Source organism: Pseudomonas flexibilis (assembly GCF_000802425.1).
Lineage (GTDB): Bacteria > Pseudomonadota > Gammaproteobacteria > Pseudomonadales > Pseudomonadaceae > Serpens > Serpens flexibilis.
Map to the genome: position 1 here is coordinate 1 of NZ_JRUD01000036.1, position 17,013 is coordinate 17,013.

Sequence of the window (17,013 nt, forward strand, 5' to 3'; positions counted from 1 at the left end):
TCTTTTTCTCTTATTTCTTGCACATCAACTTCATTGTTGTTTTGTACAGTCTCCGCCTAGCGCCAACGTCTACTCGAATGCGGTCCACCGCAGCGTCAGTACGATATAACAGACAGCGCTACTTGCGTCAGATGCGAACTTGGTCCCTCATCCCCGACAGGCACAAACATACAAGCGAATTCAATCGCGCGCGTTGCTGTCAGAGGCTGGCCGGCCGCTAAACAGTTCGCGGACGAGTCCGCTCCCACAGGACGACGGCGGCGGGCGGGCAACCCCGCCACCTCGTGACTACAGCGCCTCCAGCTTGGCGTAGCTGAGCATCAGCCACTTGCTGCCCTCGTCGAAATTCACCTGCACCCGCGCCTGGGCGCCGGAGCCCTCGAAGTTGAGAATGACCCCTTCGCCGAACAGCGCGTGGCGGACCCGCTGCCCCAGGCTGAAACCGGTCTGCGGCACCTCGGCGCCGGCGAACAGCGAGGCGTTGCCGGCCGTGGACCCGCCATAGGGCCGGCTGACGCTGTTGGACAGGCGCACCTCCTGAACCAGCCCGGCCGGAATCTCGCGCACGAAACGCGACACCCGGTTGTAGGTCTCGTTGCCGTACAGCCGGCGCGTCTCGGCGTAGGTCATCACCAGGCGCTGCATGGCCCGGGTCAGGCCGACGTAGGCCAGGCGGCGCTCCTCTTCGAGGCGCCCGGGTTCCTCCAGGCTCATCTTGTGGGGGAACAGCCCTTCTTCCATGCCCACCAGGAACACCAGGGGGAATTCCAGGCCCTTGGCGCTGTGCAGGGTCATCAGCTGCACGCTGTCCTCATCCTCGGCGGCCTGCTGCTCGCCGGCCTCCAGCGAGGCGTGGTCGAGGAACGCCGACAGGTGCGTCTCGCCCTCGGCCAGGTCCTCGTACTCGAAGGCGCGCGCGGCGGACACCAGTTCCTCCAGGTTTTCCACCCGGGTCTGGCCCTTCTCGCCCTTCTCGTCGCGGTGGTAGGCCAGCAAGCCGGAGCGCTCGATGACCTGCTGGGTCATGCTGTGCAAGGGCAGGCCCTCGACGCGCAGCGCCAGTTCGTCGATCAGCTCGACGAAGCCGTTCAACGCGCTGGCGGCGCGGCCGGCGATGGCTTTGACGCCGATGGCCTGGTGGATGGCGCCCCACAGCGACAGTTCATGGGCGCGGGCGAAGTCGCGCAGGGTTTCCAGGGTCTTCTCGCCGATGCCGCGCGCCGGCAGGTTGATCACCCGCTCCAGCGCGGCGTCGTTGTGCCGGGTCTGCAGCAGGCGCAGGTAGGCCATGGCGTTCTTGATCTCGGCGCGCTCGAAGAAGCGCTGGCCGCCATAGATACGGTAGGGGATGCGCTCGCGCAGCAGCGCCTCCTCCAGCACTCGCGACTGGGCGTTGGAGCGGTAGAGGATGGCGATCTCGCGGCGCTTGAGCCCTTCCTTCTGGGCACGCTCGATGCTCTCCACCACATAACGCGCCTCGTCGTGCTCGTTGTAGGCGGCGTAAAGCAACAACGGCTCGCCGTCGCCGCCGTCGGTCCACAGCTCCTTGCCCAGGCGGTCGCTGTTGTTGGCGATCAGCGCGTTGGCGGCCTTGAGGATGGTGCCGGTGGAGCGGTAGTTCTGCTCCAGGCGGATCAACTGCACATCCGGGAAGTCCTGGCCGTAGCGCTGCAGGTTCTCGATCTTGGCGCCGCGCCAGCCGTAGATGGACTGGTCGTCGTCGCCCACCACCATCAGGCTGTCGCCGCCCTGGCCGAGCAGGCGCAGCCAGGCGTACTGCACGGCGTTGGTGTCCTGGAACTCGTCCACCAGCAAGTGGCGGAAGCGCTTCTGGTAATGGGCCAACAGGCCGGGCTGGTCGCGCCACAGGTCCAGGGCGCGCAGCAGCAGTTCGGAAAAGTCGATGACCCCGGCGCGGGCGCAGGCCGCCTCGTAGGCGCTGTAGATGGAGCGCAGGGTGGTCAGGTACAGGTCGCCGCCGGCCTGGATGTGCTGCGGACGGATGCCCTCGTCCTTCTGACCGTTGATGAACCACTGGGCCTGGCGCGCCGGCCACTTGCTGTCGTCCAGGCCCAGCTCGCGGATCACCCGCTTGACCAGGCGCTGCTGATCGTCGGAGTCGAGGATCTGGAAATTCTCGGCCAGGCCGGCTTCCTGCCAGTGGGCACGCAACAGGCGATGGGCCAGCCCATGGAAGGTGCCGACCCACATGCCCTGCGGGCTGTGGCCAAGCAGCCGGCCGATGCGCTCGCGCATCTCGTGGGCGGCCTTGTTGGTGAAGGTGACGGCCAGGATCGAGTGCGGCGTGGCGTTTTCCACGCCGATCAGCCAGGCGATGCGGTGCACCAGGACACGGGTCTTGCCCGATCCGGCACCGGCCAGCACCAGTTGGCGACCCAGCGGGGCGGTGACGGCCTGACGCTGGGCGTCGTTGAGGGTATTCAGCAGGGGGGAGAGGTCTTCTAGCATCGCGGCATTCTAGAGGTTGCATGCCGCGAGGGCGAGTGACGGCGCTGTGCGGGCGCGTCCGCTCCCACCAGAACCGCCGGCGGAACTCCACTGCTTGCAAAACGCCACTGGCAGGGCTTGGGCCGGCCGATGGGCTCGGGTATGCTCGCCCAACGCCTGGGCCCCAACTCCACTAAAAAACGCCTATGACCGCATCCCTAGACTCGGCTCTCAGTCTGCCGGTCTCCGCCGCGCAGTCCGTCAAGCAACAGTACGCTTCGCAGATCGCCATCGAGCGGACCCGCCTGCTGTATGAGGGATCGCGGCTGCCGACGCTGTTCATGCTGATCTGTGGCCTGGTCTCGGCCTGGGCACTCTGGCCATTCCTCGCGTCGCCGCTGCTGTTGCTGGGCTGGCTGGGCGCGCTGCTGGTCCTCGGGTTATTGCGCCTGTTGCAGGTACGCGCCTTCGAACGCGCCAGCGCCGAGCGGCAGGCCGATCCCTATTGGATACGCATGTTCGTGTTGGGCGCCGCCGCGTCCGGCGTGACCCTGAGCTTCGCCGCCATCATGCTGGCCCCGGCGGAAAGCTTCCTCGCCCAGGTGCCCCTGTACGGCCTGATCGCCGTCTCGGTGGCCTGCGCCACCATCGCCTATGCCATCAGCCTGCCGGCGCTGCTTAGTTTCATCCTGCCGTGCCTGTTGCCCACCGCGGTGTTTCTGCTGCTGAGCGACAGCGAACTGCTGCATGGCTGGGGCCAGCTCAGCCTGCTGCTGCTGCTTGCGCTGCTGGTGATGGCCTGGCAGGTCAACCGGCTGGTGCAGCGCAGCCTGATGCAGCGCTTCTACAACCAGGCGCTCCTGGAGCGCCAGGAAGAAGCCCAGCGTCACAGCGAGGCACTCAATCACAAGCTGGCCCGCGAGGTTGAACAGCGCCGCCAGGCGGAACGCCAGCTGCGCGCCGCCCACAGCCAGCTTGAGCGACGGGTCGCCGAACGTACCCAGGAACTGGACGAAGCCACCTACGCGCTGGGCAAGAGCCAGGCGCGCCTGGCCATGGCCCTGGAAGCCAGCGAACTGGGTCTGTGGGACTGGAACCTGCGGACCGACGAAGTGCATCACTCCAAGCTGCAGGAGCTGTTCGGCCTGGCCCCGACCGGCACCCTCAACATGCGCCGCGACCTGCGCCCACTGCTGCATCCGGACGATCGCCGCCTGCTGCTGCATGCCCTCAGCGCGCACATGCGCGGGCGCACCGACGGTTACGCCGTGGAATACCGGGTGCGTCACGCCGACGGCTACTGGGTGTGGGTGGAGGACCGCGGCCGGGTCATGGAGCGCGACGAGCGCGGCCGCGTGGTGCGCATGCTCGGTACCCGGCGCAACATCACCGCCCGCAAGCGCCGGGAGGAAGAACAGCGCCTCGCCGCCACGGTGTTCGAGACCGCCAGCGAAGGCATTGTCGTGCTGGACCGGCACTACCAGGTGCTGGCGGTGAACCGGGCATTCTGCGTGATGACCGGCTACCGGCGCGAGGAAGCAGTCGGGCGCAACGTCACCCAGCTGGTCAGCTCGCCGGACACCCATCGCCAGTACCGGCAGATCCACGCCCAGCTGCTCGCCCATGGCCGCTGGCAGGGCGAGATGATGGAGACGCGCAAGAATGGCGAGCTGTACCCGCAGTGGCTGCAGATCAACGCGGTGCGCGACCGTAACGGGCGCATCACCCAGATGGTCGGCTTCTTCGCCGACCTCAGCGCCCGCCGCCAGGCCGAGGAACGTCTGCGCTACCTTTCCAACTACGATGCGCTGACCGGCCTGGCCAACCGCATGCTGTTCAAGGAACGCCTGCACGAGGCTGGCCAGCGCTCACGCCAGACCGGACGCAGCCTGGCGCTGCTGCACATCGACCTGGACCGCTTCAAGCTGCTCAACGACAGCCTGGGGCATGAAGTGGCCGACCAGGTGCTGCGCAACATGGGCCGGCGCCTCAGCGAGCAGTTGGCCGAGGCCGATACCCTGGCGCGGCTGGCGGCCGACGAGTTCGTGGTGCTCTTTGACCAGTACAGCAACCTGTCGAGTCTTTCCCGACTGGCCAGCCAGCTGCTGGCCAAGCTGCGTGCGCCCATGACAGTGGACGGGCACGAGCTGGTCGTCAGCGCCTCGATCGGCATCAGCCTGCTGCCCGAGAATGCTCGTGAGGTCTCGGCGCTGATCACCCAGGCCAACATGGCCATGCAGCACGCCAAGCACCTGGGCGGCGACAACTTCCAATTCTTCACCGACAACCTGCAAGCCTGCACCCTGGAGCGGCTGCAACTGGAGAACCAGCTGCGCAAGGCCATCGACAGCGGCCAGCTGGAGGTCTTCTACCAGCCCAAGCTGGACCTGAGCCTGGACAGCCTGCAGGCCGCCGAGGCCCTGGTGCGCTGGCGTCATCCGCAGCGCGGCCTGGTGTCGCCGGCCGACTTCATCCCGCTGGCCGAGGAGACCGGTCTGATCGGCGCCATCGGCGAATTCGTGCTGCGCCGCGCTGCCAGCCAGGCATGCGAGTGGCGGCAGCAAGGCCTGGGCGACATCCGTGTCTCGGTGAATGTCTCCGTGCACCAGCTGCGCCAGGGCAACCTCACCACCCTGGTCCGTCGGGTGCTCGAAGAGACCAGCCTGCCGGCCCACCTGTTGGAACTGGAGCTGACCGAAAGCCAACTGCTCGACAACGTCGAGAGCGTGCTGCACACCCTGAACCAGCTGCGCGAACTGGGGGTCAAGCTGGCCATCGATGACTTCGGTACCGGCTATTCCTCGCTCAGCTACCTCAAGCGCCTGCCGGTCGACTACCTGAAGATCGACCGCACCTTCGTGCGCGACCTGACCGAGGACGGCGAGGACGCCGCCATCACCCGTGCGATCATCGCCATGGCCCACAGCCTGGAACTCAAGGTGGTAGCCGAGGGCGTCGAGGAACAGCAGCAGCTGGACTTCCTCAAGTCCCAGGGCTGCGACGAGATCCAGGGTTTCCTGATCAGCCGACCGATCGAAGCGATTCATTTCGCCTCCCTGCTGCGCGAGCAGGAGATGATGGTCGCACCCTGACGCGCACCCATCGAAGGCTGGCTAGGCGCGGCCTCGCCGTACTGCTGTCCTCGCCGGCAACGGACATCGCGAGGAACGACGCATGGATACGCGCAAACAACCGGGTCGCGGTCTGCGACTGCTGCTCCGCCTGCAAAACGTGACTCCACTGGTGCTGCAGACTGCCGTGCTGCAGCGCCTCAGCCCTCGGCAGATCGCCCTGATGGCGCCACATACCGAACCCCATCGGTTGCGTGTGCTGATCCAGGCGCTGCCTGTCGAGCTGCTCGCGCAGACCGCCCGCCATCTGGAGCCGCACAGCATCCTCGACACCTGGCTGCACCTGCCGGACAACCTGCACCTGCAGATCGCCAAGGCCCTGTGCCGCAACAGCGACTTCGCCACCGCGGCGCGCTACGCCGAATGCCTGGCGCCACAACAGCTGCGCAACCTGATTCTGGGCCTCAACGATCCGCTGCCGGTATTGCGCATCGGCGCCCGCTTCGGCGACGTGCCGCTGCTGGTGCAGAGCCTGCAGGGCATGTCGAGCAGCTACCTGCGCACCCTGACCGAGGTGTCCATTCCCAACGGCCATCTGCCGCTGTCCGTATCGGTGCTCAGCGGCCTGCCGGCCCGCCGCCAGGCGGACATCTGCCGTCAGCTGAGTCCGGCGGTGCGCAGCGCCCTGGAGCCGGAGCTGCGCCAGCGCAGCGATGAGCTGTGCCGCCTGCTGGCCACGAACGCCTGATGCTCAGAGCGTGTCGAGGAAGCTGCGCAGCGCGCGCAACTCTTCGACATTCAGCCCCAGACGCTGGAAGCGTGCCGAGGTTTTCGGGAACAGCGGGTCGTTGACCTGCTCGCCCTGGGGCTGCGGGCGCGGCATGCCGACGTTGTAGAAATTCAGCACCCCCTGCAGATCAGGGAACAGGCCGTTGTGTATCCACGGCCCTGTCTTGCTGACCAGGCGCAGCGACGGGGTGCGGAAGCGGCCCACATCCTCCACCTTGCCGGTCACCTCATGACGCCCCAGGTCCTGGTACTTGCGCCCGTAGTAGGTCATGCCGGCGTTGTGGAACTGGTGATCGGTCATTTCCGGGCCGAAATGGCAGTTCAGGCAGCGCGCCTGGGTCCGATACAGATGCAGGCCGTGGATCTGCTGATCGCTGAGCTGGTTGTGGCGACCGTTCAAGAAGCGCTCGAAGCGGGTGGCGCGCGCCACCCGCACCAGGGTGCGCTGATAGGTGGCCAGCGCCTGGCCCAGTTGCTCGGCGTCGATGGTCTGCCGGCCGAACACTGCCTGGAAACGCGGGCGGTACGCCGTACTGGCGTTCAGGCGTTCCAGCAATTCCGGCAGCGTGAAGGCCATTTCCAGCGGGTCCTCGATCGGCCTCAGCGCCTGGGCTTCCAGGGTCGGCGCGCGTCCGTCCCAGAACAGCGAGGTGGCGAAGCCACTCATCACCACGCTCGGCGAGTTGCGCCGGCCGGCGGCGCGGTCGTGGCCGAACGGCACCTTGCGCCCGTCGGCGAACGCCAGGTCCGGCTCGTGACAGGAAGCACAGGCGATCTGCCCGGAGCGCGACAGCCTGGGGTCGAAGAACAGGTCTTCGCCCAGCCTGGCCTTCTCCTCCGTATGCGGATTGTTCGCCGGCGCAGGGGCCCGCTCGGGCAGCGGCCCCAGCTCCTTCCAGGCCACGTCCGGGTCCACGTGGGGAGGAGGCCACTGATCCGCAGGCCCGGAATAGACCTGGCGCAGGCAGGCGTATTGCTCGGAAGTGGGTGTGCCGCCGGGTGGGGGCAGCTCGCAGGCCAGGGCGGGCACGGCCAGCAGGCCCGCAGCCAACACCGCGATTCGTGCGATTTTCATGTCTGTCACTCACTACGGGCAGAAACGAACGCGCCCGGCGCGAGCAGTCCCGGCCGGGCGATGGATTGCGCGATGGTCAGAAGCGGTAGCCGACTTCCAGCCAGTACTGGCGGCCTACGTCGTAGCTCGGTGTGGTCGCTACGGCGCTGCTCTGCACGCTGCTCACCACCTGCTCATCCAGCACGTTGAAGACGTCCAGATTGATGAACAACGCCTGCTGCTTGCCGGTGGGAATCTCCCAGCCCAGCCGCAAACCCCAGGTCAGGGCCGCGCCATAGTCGGTTTCTTCCCACACCTCGACCGCCACGCCCTGGTATTCATCCATTACCCCGGACACCTTGCCGATATCCCGGTAGCCGGCGCGGTAGCGGAAGAAGTTGCTGACCGTGAGGTTCCAGCCCGGAATCTCCGTCACGCCACTCAGGCGTGCGGTCCAGGGCCGGGCGTAGTTGCCGGCCGGGCGCTCGGCGTAACGGATGAACTCTCCGTCGTAGCGAATGTAGGGATTGTGGTAGTAGTCCTCGTCCAGCTCTTCGCTGTAGTCGGCGTAGTTGCTGGCCACCTCGGTCCAGTCCAGCGCCAATTGCAGGCTGCTTCGGGTGCCGGCGAAACGGATCGGCTGCAGCGGGGTCGCCGTGAAGCTGACCACGTGGGCGTCGCTGCGACCGTCGTTGGTGTAGGTGGTGTAGGTGCGCGAAAGCGCCTCCGTGTCCTGGGAGGGCTGACCGAGGGTTTCGCCCGCAACCTGGATGACCTGATCGCGACCCTTGCGGTTCACGTACTTGAGCCCGTACTCCACCCCGGACCACTGCTGGGTCAGGCCGAGCACCAGCTCGTCGTCGTAGGCGATGTCCAGCTGGTTGAACTTCACCGTGTTGGCGGCCTGGGCGGTCTCGGTCCAGGCATCGTTCAGCGTGTTGCGCTTCAGGGTGCTGCGCAGCATGTTGCGCCCATCCTCCAGTTGCCAGGCAGCGGCGTTGCGACCGTAGTACCGGTTGGCGCCCGCGGTGACCAGCGTCGCGCCGTCGCCAAAGACGTCATAGGTGGCGGCGAAGCGCGGGGCCACGGTGACTTCGTCCATGTAGTCGTCACCGTCAACGCGGATGCCCGGGCGCAAGCTGAGGCGGCCCCACTGGATTTCATCCTGCAGCCACACGCCCCACGAGGTGGTCTGGACCGTGAACTCACCCTGGCGATAGTAGGTGGCGGAGGACAGGTACTGACCCGGCCAGCCCCGGGCGGTGGTGCCCAGGGCGCAGGCCACGGTGTCAGTGACACCCAGCGCATTGGTGCAGGTGCTGGTGGATTTCGCCGTTACGTAGACATGGGTGTCGGTCAGGCGCCGGTAATGGGTGTCCTGGTAGCCCAGCTCCAGGCCGGACTGCACGGCATGGCGGGTATCGCCCAGCAGGAACGCGCTCCAGTCGGCATTGACCCGGTACTGCCAGCTGTCCTGCCGCTGCTCGATATCGCCGTAACCACCCTGCAGGCTCATGCGGGTCAGCGGGTTGCTGCCGACGGTGCCCCAATCCTTGCTTTCGGAATAACTCCAGGAGAAGTAGTCGGCGCTGTCGGATTCGCGCGACTGTTCGATCCGCCCCCAGGCCAGCTGCTGCTCCACCTTGGCCAGATCACCGCGCCAGATGGCTTTCAGTCCCGTCTGCAGGCCGCCCAGCTGGGTATCGAAGCCGGAATCCAGGGTGTTGCTGCGAAAGTAGTGGTTCTCCTCCGGGGCATAGGTCAGGCTGGACTCGATCTGCCAGGCATCGCTGGCCTGCCAGACCGCCTTCAGGAAATAGTTGTCGATCTGGCGCTGCTGTTCTTCCTCATGAAATCCCATGTTCTCGACGTGGTGGGCGGAATAGAGGCTGAGCGGGATGATCGAGCGCTTCTGGGTAAAGTTCGCCAGCAGGCCGAAGGTATCCGTGACATGCCCCTCCAGGGTGCCGCGCACGATGGTTTTCTCGAACTTCGGTTGCTCGTCATGCGAGGAGGAGTAACGAAAGCTCTCTTCCTGGCTCTGGGCGATGTGGTACTCGGTCCATTCCGACCGGGTCATCTGGTAGGAGAGCTTGCCGTGCAGCGCCTTGCTCGGCATGCGCGTGGTCGCCTCGACCACCCCGCCGGTGAACTGCCCGTAGGCCGCCGGGACGTTGCTGTCGAGCACCTTGACTTCTTCGAGCAGATCGGTGTCCAGCGCCAGGCCCTGGCTGCGGCCGGGCACCGAGTCGAGCAGGCTGGGATTCGAAGCGGCCGGGTCGATGTTGTTGTTGATGTTCATGCCATCGACCACGAAGGCGTTCTGGTAGAACTTCGCCCCGTTGATGCTGATGTTCGCCGGCGCGATTTCCCCTGGCGTCTTACTGCTCAGCTGGGCGTCGTCGAACTGCACGTTGGGATTGAGCTTCAGCAGGCTGGTGATGTCACCGTTGCCGGCAGGCAGACCTTCGATCTGCTGGCGGCCCACCACCTGAGTGCCCATCGGCAGGGTCTGCCGGCCTTGCACCAGCGTGTTGCCCAGCTCCAGCCTGCCGGCCTCGCGCTCGGGCGCAACGATGCGTACGCCCTGCGCCTCGACTCGCCAGACCAGCCCGGAGCCGGCCAGTATCTGGTCGAGCGCCTGCACCGCACTCATCCGTCCTTGCACCCGGGGTGCTTGCTTGCCCGCCAGCAGCGGGCTCGGCGCCCCAACTTGCAGGCCGGACTGCTGGCCGAACCCCAGCAGCGCACCGGCCAGATCCTGCGCGGGAATGTCATAGATGCGCAGCGCACTGTGCGCCGCGCTGGGCGGGTTGGCCGCGCCGGCATGCATGACCGGAGCCAGACTGAGCAACGCCAGCAGACCGGAACCGGTCAGCAGGCGGGCCAGTGGCCTTGGCTGGAAAGCGTGAGACATGAATCGTTCCCCATACAGCCGCCCCAAGGTCGGGGCAAAAGAAAATGCGAACGCCTATCATTCGGCTCGCTTGCTGTAATGACGAACGGGGCAGAAAAAATTTCAGACTTGTCCGAGGAATTTTTCCGAAGGGGGCTCAGCGGATCACCTGGAGGTAGGGAGTCAGGGGGCGCAACCGGCCGCCCGCCGCCTCCACGGCCGCCTGCAGCGCCTGCCGCGGACTGCGCAGATCAAAGCGGGCGCCACATGGCGGTCTGCAAGTTCCACGTTGGGCATGAACGCCGAACCCAGTAGATAGGAGCGCTGCCCCAGCGATTCGCTCACTCATCCAGGCACTCGGCACAGCGGGTGAGTGCTTCGCGCACCAATTGATGAGTCAGGCCCACGGAAATGCCCAGCTGCGTGGCGATCTGGCTGAGCGTCAGGCCCTCGATGCGGTGCAGGTAGAAGGCGTCGCAGGTACGTGGTGGCAGCCGATCCAGCGCCTGTTGCATGGCCCGCAGCTGGTCGGCATACAGCGCGGCGCTGGCCGGGCAGTGCTGGGGCGCGGCCAGTGACGCCAAGTGCTCGTCAGCGTCGTCGACCCGTTGCTCGATCTGCAGGTGCCGGCTGCTGTCGATGGCCAGGTTGCGCACGATACGGTAGAGGTAGCCGGCCGGCTGCTGGCAGGCGGCCTCGCGGTCGAAGCGCAACCAGGCTTCCTGGACGATGTCCTCGGCCTGGGCGGGGCTGCCCAGCAGGCGGGCGGCATACTTGATCAGTGCCTCGCGGTGGGACAGATAAAGTTGCAGGCGGGGGAATGGCACGGCTCGGCGCAACAGCAGGTGCAGGACGAGCGATCCTACCCGTGTTGAGAAGCATTATCAATAAAGCCTTCGACAGCCCGCAGCGCCTGCTCGATGCTTCGCTTGTACTCCAGGTAATGCAGCGTCTGCAGCTGGCCGGCCTCGAATGCCCCACTCAGTTCCAGCTCGGCGACCATCAACGGGCCAACCAGGCTACGCGCACGCAGTTGGGCAACCACCGTCCGGTACAGCCGGTCGCCGAGTTTGCGCTGGTGGAAATCCTCCCAGCCGCAATACAGGGTGAGCTGCTCTTGCTGCTGCGCATCCCGGCTGATGCGGGCATACAGCGGCATCGGCCCCGGCGTGGCCTGCGGTGGCAGGCGACGCACCAGCTCGGTGGCGGTCAGCGGTGCGCCGGGCAGCAACTGGTAATAGCGCACCGGCCCCTGGCCGAGCATCGCCGGGCGATTCTGCGGGCTGCCCGCCACCGTTTCGAGGAAATGCTGCAGCCTTGGCAGCACGGCTTCCGGGCGCCCCGGCAGGGTCTGCTGCCAGAGCGCATTGCACTCATCGAGCAGGTAGACCTGGGTGTCTTCGCCGCTCTGGTAAAAGACCTGCAGGCAACCGGGCTCCGCATGACGCAGCACCAGGCCGAGGCTGTGATCGGTCAGTGCCTGGCAATCCAGATGCAGCGGAGGCAGGCTCGGTTGCGCCATGCCCAGGCAGGCGAGCAGGCCGGGCAGCTCGCCCAGCACCTGCTCGCTCACCTCGCCGTCGCGACGCTGCCAGATCCGGTAGTGGCCGGCGATGCGCACCAGCAGTCGCGCCTCGCTCTCGCACAGCACGTCGGCGGATTGCGCGTACAACCCTTCCAGACGCTGGGCCAAGGCCTGCGCACGGTTCTGGGCGAAACACTGGAACTGCACCCGGTGGGCGTGCACACCCTCGCCCAGCAATTCGCGCAGACACTCGAACACCGCCTGCGGGCCTTCGTAGCGCTGGTGGGTCACCTCGTTCCAGCTGGTCAGGGTGATACGGTCGAGGCTCTGCACCAGATTGGCCTGGCTGCCGCCATAGTCCAGCACATCGTTGCGCCCGCCGACCATCTGGGCGCGGGACAGGCCTTGCAGTGGGTCTATCCCCACATTGATCAGCACCAGTACCCGCTCGGCGCGCCGCTTCTCCAGCATCAGGGCATCTGCCACCTCGGCCTGCGGTCCGGGCAGTGTCTGCAGGCAGGCGCGCAGCCCCTGCAGCTCGAAGTCGCGCAGATGGCTCTGGCCCGGGTGCAGGGTCACCCGACTGGCGCTGTCGAGTACGCCGTTGCGCTGCGCCCAGGCCAGCAGGGCAATCAGGTGCCGGCTGCGCTTGAGCGGCACCCGGTCCTGACACTGGCTGGCAGTCAGGCTGCCGTCGTAGAGCGCCCATTGCTCGGGCTCCACGCGGCGCAGGGTCAGGTTGGGCTCGGCCAGGCTATTGGCAATGCCCGGGTTGACGGTATCGATCTTCGCCCCGCTGCGCGCAAACAGCACGCGCAGGCGGCGGGCCAGCACCAGCATGTCGCGCTCGCTCAGTGGGTTGAGCACGTGCTGCTGCTCGGCGAATGCCTTGAGGCTCAGGTAGCTGCGCATCAGCGCGGCGACCAGCAGTCGCAGCTCGCTCTCCACCTGGCGCAGCTTCCAGCGTGGGCGGCTGTCGAGCAGGACGAGGCGGGGCTCGCCCCAGCCCCAGCCCGCACACAGCTGGCGCAGCAGCTGACGCTGCCAGGTGCGCCCGAGGGCAGACGCCGGCCGGCTCAGTTGCCGGTCGACCTTCAGGTACAGGCAGCGACGCACCAGCTCCAGGCGCGCGGCGTCGTCACGCAGATAGTCTTCCAGACGCCGATAGAGTCGGATGTAGGGGTCCAGATCGTCCAGGTCATCCACGCCGGACAGCACGTCGCGTTTGAACTGCAGGGCCAGCGCCTCACCACCGGGGTGGGCACTGGCGTAGGCCTCGTTGAGCAGCAGCTTGAGCACCGACTTGTAGGGCGACTGCATCGCCTTGTAGAGCTGCCACATGCCGGCGCCCAGGTACTCCCGGGCCGGGATGCGTCCCAGGTAGCCGAAATGCAGCTCCTGCTCGGCCGTCAGCACCCCGCACGAACGCAGCGCGGCGACATAGTCCGGGTAGCGCTCCTCCTGCTCGGCGGGCACCAGCCACCAGGTGGGCGTGCGGCCGGCCAGCCACAGCGCCGTGCGGAAGAACTCATCGAGCAGCAGGTAGTGTTGGCTGCTGCCGCAGTCCTCGCCGGTCAGCTCGGCATCACGCCGACCACTGGCGAAGCGCTCCGGGTCAACCAGGAACACGTGCAGCTCGGCGCCCTGGCTGGCCGCCCAGTGTTCCACCGCGCGCGCCTTGCGCCGCAGCAGGTCCAGGGCCGCCTCGTCCAGCGCCGGGTCATGGCACAGCCAGAGGTCCATGTCGCTGCGCTCAGTCTGCGCCAGGGTGCCCAGGCTGCCCATCAGGAACAGCCCATGCAGCGGAGCAACCTGCTGCTGCGGCAGCGCCCAGTAGCGGAACGAGCGAGCCAGCTGGCGCGCCTCGTTCAGCGCGGCTTCGGTGGGTTCGTAGTCGCTCAGGCCCGCCGGCGCACTGGTCGAGACGTAGCCGGGCAGACCCGGATGATTGACATGAAACAGCAGCGGCAACAGATGCAGGACACGCTGCTGGCGTGTGGACAGCAACTGGTGGGCGCGTTCGAGACGCCCCGCATTCAGTGTCAGAAAACGCTGGCGCAGCAGCTCCAGGCCCCGGCGATCCGGCAACGGACCAGGGACGCCAGGTGGGGCGCTGCAATCGTTCGAGGACATGTGCGAATCGGAGAACGGGCCACCGCCCGGCACAGCCGGCGGTGGCGCCTGTGCGCGCGGATCAGCCTTCCGCGGGGGTCAGGATGGTCAGCAGGGCCTGGGCGTGCTCGGCGGCATCGAGGCCGAGGCTGGTCAGGTAGCCACCGTCGACCTGGGTGAGCAGGCCACGGGCATGCAGACGGGCGGCGGCGCCCAGCAACTGCGGGTCGGCGTCGCTGTGCAGCTTCAGGCCTTCCTGGTGGTTGGCCAGGTTGAAGTGGGTCAGCAGGTGCAACTCGGCAATGCGCTCTGGCGTATAGGACATGGCTGCTTCCTTTGTAGTAGGGCGGGATTCAGTGCTCGGCGGCCTCGTCGGGCAGCTCGGGTAATGCACGCAGCAGGCGCTCGTAACGCTCGCCATCGAAGGGACGGTTGTCGTTCAGCATCACACGCACCTCATCCGCCAGGACGAGGGCCATCATCTGCAGGATTTCCTCACGCTCGTAACCGACCAGGCTCAGCTTGTTATAGACCGCCCGGGTCGCCGGAGGCTCGCCGCCTTCCAGTTGCGCCTCAATGGCCTCGATCAGCGCCTGGCCGGCGTACAGTTCGTCATCCTCGGATGCATGCATGGGAAACCCCCTGTGAAGTGGTTCGCATTCTGCCACGCGGACTGCCGGCTGTCCCCCGTCCTGCGCGATTCAGTCCCGCCAGGCGCAGAAACAGCCACTGGCCAGCGTCTGCGGCGCCAGCACCGGGCGACCGGCGAGCAGCGCATCGAGCACCGGCTCGACGAAACTGTTGGCCGAGGTGCATACCGCACCTTCGCTGTAGGGGCCGAAGTAGGCCAGCCGGCCCAGGCTGTCCCAGACGGCCACCGCCGGGCTGGCTGGCAGGTCCTCGGCGCCCTGCAGCCCGCTCAGCGGCTGCAGCGCGGCCAGCGGCGCCGGCAACTGGCCGCGACTACCGGGACGCTGCACAGCATAGAACTGCACCTGCCCGGCATAGCGTTCGAGCATCTCGGCCAGGTGTTGCTGGTTGCCCACGTTGCACGGGCAGGCCGGATCCCAGAAATGCACCAGGCGCACCGACCCGGGGCCGGCGATGGCGGCGGGCAGTTGCAGGTGCTCGCCGCTGAACAGCGTGGGCGAGGTATCGAAGGGCCGCAGGTAGCGGGCCTGATACCACCAGAAGGCCCAGACCATGGCCACCAGCCATAGGCCGGCGAGCAGGTAGGCGAGCAGGGACTTGCGCGTCAGGGACATGGTACGGCGACCTTGGCTGTGGGGCTTGCCGGGTGCGGCGCCGCGCAGTATACCGGGTCCGCCCTTTCCCGCATTCGGTACGCCATGTCCACTTTCCAGCCCGAACACCTGCTCGCAGCCTTGCCACCGCTGGCGGCGGCCGGCCAGGAGCCCGCGCAGAGCGGCCACTACCGCAGCTTCTACGGGCTCGACGCGGTACGTGCCGGCGTGCGCAGCCGGCTGGGCAGCTTCCGGGCCGGCCCCTATCGCCTGGCGGCGCAGGTCTGGCTGCCCGAGCGGCCGGTGGCCACACTGCTGATGCTGCATGGCTACTACGACCACATGGGGCTGTACGGCAACCTGGTGGACTGGGCGCTGAGCCTGAACTTCGCGGTACTGGCCTGCGACCTGCCCGGGCACGGGCTGTCGAGCGGCAAGCGCGCCAGCATCGACGACTTCGGCGAATACCAGGCGGTGCTGCACGGGCTGTTCGCCGAGGCCGAGGCCCTGCGCCTGCCCCGCCCCTGGCACCTGTGCGGACAGAGCACCGGCGGCGCCATCCTGCTCGATTACCTGCTGCATGGCCGACCACGCCCCGAGCTGGGCGAGACCATCCTGCTCGCCCCGCTGGTACGGCCGCGCGCTTGGAAACGCTCACAGCTCAGCTACCACCTGGTGCGGCCCTTCGTGGACGCGATTCCCCGGCGGTTCAGCGTGAACTCCAGCGACGCCGACTTCATCGACTTCGTGCACCACCGCGACCCGTTGCAGCCGCGCATCCTGCCCACCGCCTGGGTCGGTGCCCTGGCGCGCTGGATCCCGCGCATCGAGGGCGCCCGGCGCAGCGCGCACAGCCCGCTGATCGTGCAGGGTGAGCAGGATGCAACGGTGGAATGGCAGCACAACCTCGACGTGCTGGAGGACAAGTTCAACCAGCCGCGCCGATTGTTATTGCCCGACGCACGGCATCACCTGGTCAACGAGCGCGAGGCGTTGCGTCAGCAGTATTTCGAGTTCCTGACCCGCCAACTGGGCTGAGCCCGCGTCAGTTGCCCACGCGCAGGCTGGCGCGCAGCGCGGCCAGTGCCGCCCGGTAATAGCGCTGCCCCTCGGCCGACTCGGCGAAGCGGGCGAAGCGTTCCAGCTCAGCGTCGTTCAACGGCTGGTAGACCCGCGCCAGTCCCTCCACCAGGCGCGGTTCCATCTGTTGCCGCAAGCGGGCGCGCTGACTGTCCAGTACGCCCTGGCTGGCCATGCCCATGGGCAGTCCGGGAATCATCTGGCTGAGGCTGTCGGCGGCCACACCGGCCAGGGCCAGGCTGACCTCCACGCCCGCCTCGCTCGCCGGCAGCGCATCCGCCAGGCGCCGCAGGGAGGCACGACGCGGCTCGCTCAGCGGCAGCGCTTGCGGTGCCCGGTTCAGGCTGGCCGGACTGCTGGCCTGAACTTCGGCGGCCACCACCTTGCGTCCCAGGGGTGACTCGAAGAAGTCCAGCGCCGGAGCGGGGTCGGTCAGTCGCGTGCGCAGCGTCTCCAGCGCCCGCTCGTCCATTCCCTGGGGCTGAAAACGCTGGTTGCTGTTGGCCACCAGCGTCTGAAAGACACCGGCCGGCAACGTGTCGCGATAGCGCTGCTGGGCCTGGCGCAGCGCGGCATGGAAATGCTCGCGCTGCTGCGGCCACCCGGCGGCCTGGAACAGTCGCACGTGCGGCTCCGCCTCGGCCACGACCGGCAGGCTGAGGAGGGCAAGAAGCAGGCAGATGAACGCGGGCATGAAAACTCCAGGCAGACGCGCGAAAGCGCGCATTTTCAGAAGGAAAATCACGGCTGTCGAGCGCCGCAAAAAGTACTTTTCAGCGCCCCCCCGCGCAGGC

General features: G+C 67.1%; 12 protein-coding genes. 3 read left to right on the top strand and 9 right to left on the bottom strand.

Annotation, left to right across the window (positions count from 1 at the left end; translation table 11 throughout):
• Positions 1-288 precede the first annotated feature (288 nt).
• On the bottom strand, positions 289-2,469 hold the full coding sequence (gene uvrD, locus SF06_RS17110) for a DNA helicase II (protein ID WP_027590996.1): 2,181 nt from the start codon (positions 2,467-2,469) through the stop codon (positions 289-291).
• Between the two features lie 185 nt (positions 2,470-2,654).
• Here uvrD and SF06_RS17115 point away from each other — a divergent pair, with 185 nt between their 5' ends.
• Both SF06_RS17115 and SF06_RS17120 read left to right on the top strand, forming a co-directional pair.
• Positions 2,655-5,540, top strand: a complete 2,886-nt coding sequence (locus tag SF06_RS17115) for a putative bifunctional diguanylate cyclase/phosphodiesterase (protein ID WP_039562823.1) — start codon at positions 2,655-2,657, stop codon at positions 5,538-5,540.
• A gap of 82 nt (positions 5,541-5,622) precedes the next feature.
• A complete protein-coding gene (locus SF06_RS17120; protein WP_039562825.1) occupies positions 5,623-6,267 on the top strand; it encodes a hypothetical protein in 645 nt (214 codons plus the stop codon).
• Between the two features lie 3 nt (positions 6,268-6,270).
• On the opposite strand, the gene SF06_RS17125 is transcribed toward SF06_RS17120, so the two are convergent.
• From SF06_RS17125 to SF06_RS17155, 7 genes are all read right to left on the bottom strand, one after another.
• On the bottom strand, positions 6,271-7,383 hold the full coding sequence (locus tag SF06_RS17125) for a cytochrome-c peroxidase (protein ID WP_039562826.1): 1,113 nt from the start codon (positions 7,381-7,383) through the stop codon (positions 6,271-6,273).
• Positions 7,384-7,459: 76 nt separating this feature from the next.
• Positions 7,460-10,279 (bottom strand): TonB-dependent receptor plug domain-containing protein, encoded by a 2,820-nt coding sequence (locus SF06_RS17130; RefSeq protein WP_169745317.1) that lies wholly within the window; start codon positions 10,277-10,279, stop codon positions 7,460-7,462.
• 320 nt (positions 10,280-10,599) lie between these two features.
• A complete protein-coding gene (locus SF06_RS17135; protein WP_139182088.1) occupies positions 10,600-11,085 on the bottom strand; it encodes a sigma-70 family RNA polymerase sigma factor in 486 nt (161 codons plus the stop codon).
• A 35-nt stretch (positions 11,086-11,120) separates the two neighbouring features.
• Complete coding sequence (locus tag SF06_RS17140) at positions 11,121-13,916, bottom strand: class I adenylate cyclase (protein WP_065365693.1); 2,796 nt, start codon at positions 13,914-13,916, stop codon at positions 11,121-11,123.
• 61 nt (positions 13,917-13,977) lie between these two features.
• Positions 13,978-14,220 carry a TIGR02647 family protein gene (locus SF06_RS17145; RefSeq protein ID WP_027591002.1) on the bottom strand — a complete coding sequence of 81 codons (243 nt, stop codon included), beginning with the start codon at positions 14,218-14,220 and terminating at the stop codon, positions 13,978-13,980.
• A 28-nt stretch (positions 14,221-14,248) separates the two neighbouring features.
• Positions 14,249-14,527: a hypothetical protein gene (locus SF06_RS17150; protein ID WP_027591003.1), complete on the bottom strand. Its 279-nt coding sequence runs from the start codon at positions 14,525-14,527 to the stop codon at positions 14,249-14,251.
• A 69-nt stretch (positions 14,528-14,596) separates the two neighbouring features.
• On the bottom strand, positions 14,597-15,160 hold the full coding sequence (locus SF06_RS17155) for a DUF6436 domain-containing protein (protein ID WP_027591004.1): 564 nt from the start codon (positions 15,158-15,160) through the stop codon (positions 14,597-14,599).
• A gap of 84 nt (positions 15,161-15,244) precedes the next feature.
• Here SF06_RS17155 and bipL point away from each other — a divergent pair, with 84 nt between their 5' ends.
• Positions 15,245-16,177 (top strand): phospholipase BipL, encoded by a 933-nt coding sequence (gene bipL, locus SF06_RS17160; RefSeq protein ID WP_027591005.1) that lies wholly within the window; start codon positions 15,245-15,247, stop codon positions 16,175-16,177.
• A 7-nt stretch (positions 16,178-16,184) separates the two neighbouring features.
• Here the strand turns inward: bipL and SF06_RS17165 are convergent, their stop codons facing one another.
• Positions 16,185-16,913 carry a DUF2059 domain-containing protein gene (locus SF06_RS17165; RefSeq protein ID WP_039562829.1) on the bottom strand — a complete coding sequence of 243 codons (729 nt, stop codon included), beginning with the start codon at positions 16,911-16,913 and terminating at the stop codon, positions 16,185-16,187.
• Positions 16,914-17,013: the final 100 nt, after the last annotated feature.

What these genes read in the sequence shown, in the direction of transcription:
- uvrD (WP_027590996.1), bottom strand. Translation starts at nt 2,469, where the DNA reads ATGCTAGAAGACCTCTCCCCCCTGCTGAATACCCTCAACGACGCCCAG.
- SF06_RS17115 (WP_039562823.1), top strand. Translation starts at nt 2,655, where the DNA reads ATGACCGCATCCCTAGACTCGGCTCTCAGTCTGCCGGTCTCCGCCGCG.
- SF06_RS17120 (WP_039562825.1), top strand. Translation starts at nt 5,623, where the DNA reads ATGGATACGCGCAAACAACCGGGTCGCGGTCTGCGACTGCTGCTCCGC.
- SF06_RS17125 (WP_039562826.1), bottom strand. Translation starts at nt 7,383, where the DNA reads ATGAAAATCGCACGAATCGCGGTGTTGGCTGCGGGCCTGCTGGCCGTG.
- SF06_RS17130 (WP_169745317.1), bottom strand. Translation starts at nt 10,279, where the DNA reads ATGTCTCACGCTTTCCAGCCAAGGCCACTGGCCCGCCTGCTGACCGGT.
- SF06_RS17140 (WP_065365693.1), bottom strand. Translation starts at nt 13,916, where the DNA reads ATGTCCTCGAACGATTGCAGCGCCCCACCTGGCGTCCCTGGTCCGTTG.
- SF06_RS17145 (WP_027591002.1), bottom strand. Translation starts at nt 14,220, where the DNA reads ATGTCCTATACGCCAGAGCGCATTGCCGAGTTGCACCTGCTGACCCAC.
- SF06_RS17150 (WP_027591003.1), bottom strand. Translation starts at nt 14,527, where the DNA reads ATGCATGCATCCGAGGATGACGAACTGTACGCCGGCCAGGCGCTGATC.
- SF06_RS17155 (WP_027591004.1), bottom strand. Translation starts at nt 15,160, where the DNA reads ATGTCCCTGACGCGCAAGTCCCTGCTCGCCTACCTGCTCGCCGGCCTA.
- bipL (WP_027591005.1), top strand. Translation starts at nt 15,245, where the DNA reads ATGTCCACTTTCCAGCCCGAACACCTGCTCGCAGCCTTGCCACCGCTG.
- SF06_RS17165 (WP_039562829.1), bottom strand. Translation starts at nt 16,913, where the DNA reads ATGCCCGCGTTCATCTGCCTGCTTCTTGCCCTCCTCAGCCTGCCGGTC.